The sequence below is a fragment of the Guyparkeria sp. genome, assembly GCF_046540515.1.
In the GTDB taxonomy this organism is placed as follows: domain Bacteria; phylum Pseudomonadota; class Gammaproteobacteria; order Halothiobacillales; family Halothiobacillaceae; genus Guyparkeria.
The window spans coordinates 1-4,154 of the sequence record NZ_JBKHFB010000107.1; the positions used below are offsets into that span (position 1 = coordinate 1).

A 4,154-nucleotide genomic window follows, 5' to 3' on the forward strand; every position below is an offset into this window, starting at 1 on the left:
AAGTAGCCGGGGTTGCCCGACGGGGCGAGGAAGTCGCGCAGGGTGGTGCCGCCCTGTTCGATCGCCGCAGCGAGCACACGACGGATGGCGGCGGCGAGTGCGTGACACTCGTCGCGGCCAAGGCTCCCCGCCGGGCGGGCCGGGTGGATGCCGGCGAGAAACAGGGCCTCCGAGGCGTAGATGTTGCCCACGCCCACCACGATCCCGGCATTCATGATCGCCTGCTTGACGGCCACGCGCCGCCCGGCGAGTCGCCCGGCGAGATAATCGCCGTCGAACGTGTCGCCCAGGGGCTCGGGGCCGAGTGCGGCCAGGCGATCGTGCGGGGCATCGACGTGGTCGGTGAGCACGGCGCCGAAACGACGCGGGTCGTGCAGGCGCAGGGCCTTGCCGTTGTCGAGAAGCCACTCGACGTGGTCGTGCTTGCGCGGGGCATTGGCGGGATCGTCGAGCCGCAGGCTGCCGGACATGCCCAGGTGGATGAGTACCCGGTCGCCGCGATCGAGGCGCAGGAGCAGGTACTTCGCCCGTCGTTCGACGGCCTCGACCGGGCGGTCGCGGAGAAAGGCGGGCAGATCCGCGCGCACCGGCCAGCGCAGGCGGGCGTCTCGTACGGTGACGCCCTGGATACGGTGGCCGGCAAGGTGCGGCTCGATGCCGCGGCGGGTGGTCTCGACTTCGGGGAGTTCGGGCATGGCACGAAGAAACCCCGCGAGGTGTCCTCGCGGGGTCCGTCAAGGGCCGATCAGCAGGGGGTGGCTGTCAGGGGACGGCCGAACGCCCTTACTTGATCTTGGCTTCCTTGTAGATGACGTGCTTGCGTACTACCGGATCGTACTTCTTGATTTCCATCTTTTCCGGCATGTTCCGCTTGTTCTTGTCGGTGGTGTAGAAGTGGCCGGTGCCGGCGGTGGATACCAGTCGGATCTTGTCGCGCATGTCGTGTTACCTGTCGAACGTGTTTTCGGACGGGAAGGGGGTGGTAAGCGGTGTCTCAGACCTTCTCGCCGCGGGCACGCATCTCGGCGATGACCGTCTCGATGCCGACCTTGTCGATCGTGCGCAGGCCGTGGCTGGAAACGCGCAGGCTGACAAAGCGCTGCTCGCTCTCTACCCAGAACCGCTTCTTGTGCAGGTTGGGCAGGAACCGACGCCGGGTCTTGTTGTTCGCGTGCGATACGTTGTTACCGACCGCCGGGCGCTTCCCGGTTACTTGGCAAACTCGGGCCATGATTGTCTCCTGAGCGACTCGTCTGTTTGCGCGCGTGCCATTGGGAGTGCGGAGCCTGTTCGGCGGCCGGCACGCGGGCGGGTCAATTCAAAGGTCGCGTAGGATAAAAGAACGTCGCCGGCTTGGCAAGCATCCACGCGCGGTCGCTGTCGTCCCCGGCGCTGGCGGGGCGGAGAGGGCGGATGCGCCGTGGGTGATGCGATCCGTTCAGGTTGCGTCCGTTCCGGCCTGCCGGCGCGATCAGCCGGCCACCGGCCACACCCACAGGATGCTCGGCACGGCCACGGCGATGACCAGGAGCGACAGCGGCAGGCCCATGCGCCAGTAATCGCCGAATCGGAAGCCGCCCGGCGCCATCACCAGGGTATTGGACTGGTGGCCGATGGGCGTGAGGAAGGCGCAGGAGGCGCCGATGGCCACCGCCATCAGGAAGGGGTCGGGCGAGGCGTCCATGCCCTGCGCGATCTGGATGCCGATCGGCGCGGCGAGCACCGCCGCGGCGGCGTTGTTGACCAGGTTGGACAGCAGCATGACCGCGACCATCAGCAACGCGAGCATCAGGAAGGCCGGCAGGTGGTCGGCCATCCCCAGCAGGGCCTCGGCGATCAGGGCCGATCCGCCGGTGGTTTCCAGTGCCTGGCCGACCGGCAGCATGGCGGCCAGCAGCACGATCACGGGCATGTCGATGGCCCGGTAGGCGTCGTCGGACGGCAGCAGCCCCGCGATAACCATGGCCACGGCCGCGCCGACCAGCGCCGTGGCGACCGGCAGCAGATCGAAGGCGACCAGCGCAAGCCCCGCGGCGAAGATGCCCGCTCCCAGCAACACGTGCCGCGGTCGGGCAATATCGAGCCCGCGCGAAGCCAAAGGCAGGCAGCCCAGCCGGTTCATCGCCCCGGGCAGGCTGTCCTCGCGGCCCTGCAGCAGCAGGATGTCGCCGGGCAGGAAGCGGATGTGGCTGATGCGTTGCTTCAGGCGCTTGCCCTGTCGTGCGACGGCCAGCACGTTCACGCCATAGCGTTCGCGCAGGTCCAGTACGCCGGCCGAGCGGCTCACCAGGCGCGAGTTCGGGGCGATGATCGCCTCGGTCAGGGTCAGCTCGCCGGCTGCCTGTTCGTCGTCTTCGTCGGTTTCCGCGTCCTCGCCGGCTGCGAGCTCCACCCCGGTCTCGTCGATCAGGGCCTTGAGGCCGTCGGAGTCGGCCTCGATCAGGAGGATGTCGCCCGGTCGCAGTACCTCGTAGGTCGAGGGCAGGCGGCGACGCTCGTCCTCGCGCAGCAGGGCGGTGACCATCACGTCGGCCTCGTCGGCGACCGATTCGATCAGTTCGTGCACGCTGCGCCCCGCGTAGTTGCTCGATTCGGGGACCCGTACCTCGGTGAGGTAGTTCTCGATCTCGAACAATCCGCCGTCATCGGCCGGTTCGCTACGCTGTGGCGTCAGTCGCCAGCCGACCAGCGCGATGAAGGCGATCCCGGCGATGGTGATCGCGAGTCCGACCGGCAGGAAATCGAACATGCCGAAGGCGGGCGTGCCGGTCTCGCTGCGGTAGGAGGCGATGATGATGTTCGGCGGGGTGCCGATCAGGGTCAGGGTGCCGCCGAGCAGCGAACCGAAGGCCAACGGCATGAGCAGGAACGACGGCGGGCGACCGGCATGTCGGGCCATCCACACGGCCACGGGCATGAACAGCGCCAGGGCGCCGACGTTATTGATGAACGCCGAACTCAGGGCGACCACGCCGGTGAGAGTGACCACCTGGACCATGGGCCGGTCGCCCACCCGGGTCAGCCGCCGGGCGAGCACGTCGATGACGCCGGCGTTGAGGAGCGCGCGGCTGAGGATCAGGACCGCCGCCACGGTGATCACCGCCGGGTGGGACAGCCCGCTGAACATCTCCTCGGGCGGGACCAGCCCGGTCAGGCCGGTGGCCAGCAGGGCGAGCAGGGCGACCACGTCGTAGCGCAGACGTGCCCAGGCAAAGCCGGCCAGGGTCAGGCCGAGAATGGCGAACAGCAGTATCTGCTCGCCCGTCATCGGCCCGACTCGCGCTCCCACCAGTCCGGCAGGTCGGCGATCGAGTCGAGCACCCCGTCGGGCGTGATGCCCTGTTCGAGGTCGTCCGGACGGAACTTGCCGGTGCGTACCTGCAACGCCCGCAGCCCGGCCCGCCGGGCGCCGTCGATGTCGCCCACGATGTCGTCGCCGACCATCAGGGTCCGGCCGACGGGGACGCCCAGTTCCTCGACGGCCAGGTGGAAGAACGCGGCGCTGGGTTTGCCGAGCACCACCGCGTCACGACCGACGGCGTACTCGAGGCCGCGGACGAACGGCCCCACGTCAAGGCGCGGCCCGTCTTCGTCCTCCCAGAAACGGGTCATGCCCAGGGCGATCAGTGCCGCGTCGGGGTTGGTCTTCAGCCAGCGGAACGCCCGGTTGTAGGTGGCGAAGTCCCAGCCCTCGCCGAGATCGCCCAGCACCACGGCCGCGACGTGCTCGTCTTCCGGTCGGGCCGGCTGGAAATCGGCGAATTCCTCCCGGGTCGCCTCGGGCACGAACAGGCCGACCGGCCCGTGGGCGTGTTGCGCCAGCCACCGTCGGGCGACGATCGGTGGCGTGATGATCTCGTCGGCGTGCGCCTGGATGCCCATCGCCCCGAGCTTTTCCACCAGCCGATGGCGCGGGCGCGAGGTGGTGTTGGTGACGAACCGAAACGGGATTTCCCGCTGGCGACACCACGTCACCGCCTCGGCTGCCCCCTCGATGGGGCGGTCGCCGACGTAGAGCACGCCGTCCAAGTCGAAAAGGATTGCCTTCATCTGCCGGTATCGCCGTTGTCTTCGCTCGTGAACGTCTTCCCTGTATAGCAGGATAGGTGGTCAATGACGCTCGTCGGGCCTTTGCTATGATGTTCCGCCCCTGG

At 68.5% G+C, this 4,154-nt stretch carries 5 protein-coding genes; all 5 read right to left on the reverse strand.

Annotated elements, in window-relative coordinates:
* The coding region (mutM, locus tag ACLFRM_RS09135; protein ID WP_410755430.1) for a bifunctional DNA-formamidopyrimidine glycosylase/DNA-(apurinic or apyrimidinic site) lyase at positions 1 to 695 on the reverse strand (695 nt) is incomplete at its 3' end.
* A gap of 88 nt (positions 696 to 783) precedes the next feature.
* Positions 784 to 939: a 50S ribosomal protein L33 gene (gene rpmG / locus ACLFRM_RS09140; protein ID WP_136866501.1), complete on the reverse strand. Its 156-nt coding sequence runs from the start codon at positions 937 to 939 to the stop codon at positions 784 to 786.
* Between the two features lie 55 nt (positions 940 to 994).
* Positions 995 to 1,231, reverse strand: a complete 237-nt coding sequence (gene rpmB, locus ACLFRM_RS09145) for a 50S ribosomal protein L28 (protein WP_125197716.1) — start codon at positions 1,229 to 1,231, stop codon at positions 995 to 997.
* 240 nt (positions 1,232 to 1,471) lie between these two features.
* A complete protein-coding gene (locus ACLFRM_RS09150) occupies positions 1,472 to 3,268 on the reverse strand; it encodes an SLC13 family permease (RefSeq protein WP_410755431.1) in 1,797 nt (598 codons plus the stop codon).
* Positions 3,265 to 4,050, reverse strand: a complete 786-nt coding sequence (locus ACLFRM_RS09155; RefSeq protein ID WP_410755432.1) for a TIGR01458 family HAD-type hydrolase — start codon at positions 4,048 to 4,050, stop codon at positions 3,265 to 3,267. Before ACLFRM_RS09155 ends, ACLFRM_RS09150 begins: the two co-directional genes overlap by 4 nt.
* Between the last annotated feature and the right edge of the window lie 104 nt (positions 4,051 to 4,154).

What these genes read in the sequence shown, in the direction of transcription:
- ACLFRM_RS09155 (WP_410755432.1), bottom strand. Translation starts at nt 4,050, where the DNA reads ATGAAGGCAATCCTTTTCGACTTGGACGGCGTGCTCTACGTCGGCGAC.
- ACLFRM_RS09150 (WP_410755431.1), bottom strand. Translation starts at nt 3,268, where the DNA reads ATGACGGGCGAGCAGATACTGCTGTTCGCCATTCTCGGCCTGACCCTG.
- rpmG (WP_136866501.1), bottom strand. Translation starts at nt 939, where the DNA reads ATGCGCGACAAGATCCGACTGGTATCCACCGCCGGCACCGGCCACTTC.
- rpmB (WP_125197716.1), bottom strand. Translation starts at nt 1,231, where the DNA reads ATGGCCCGAGTTTGCCAAGTAACCGGGAAGCGCCCGGCGGTCGGTAAC.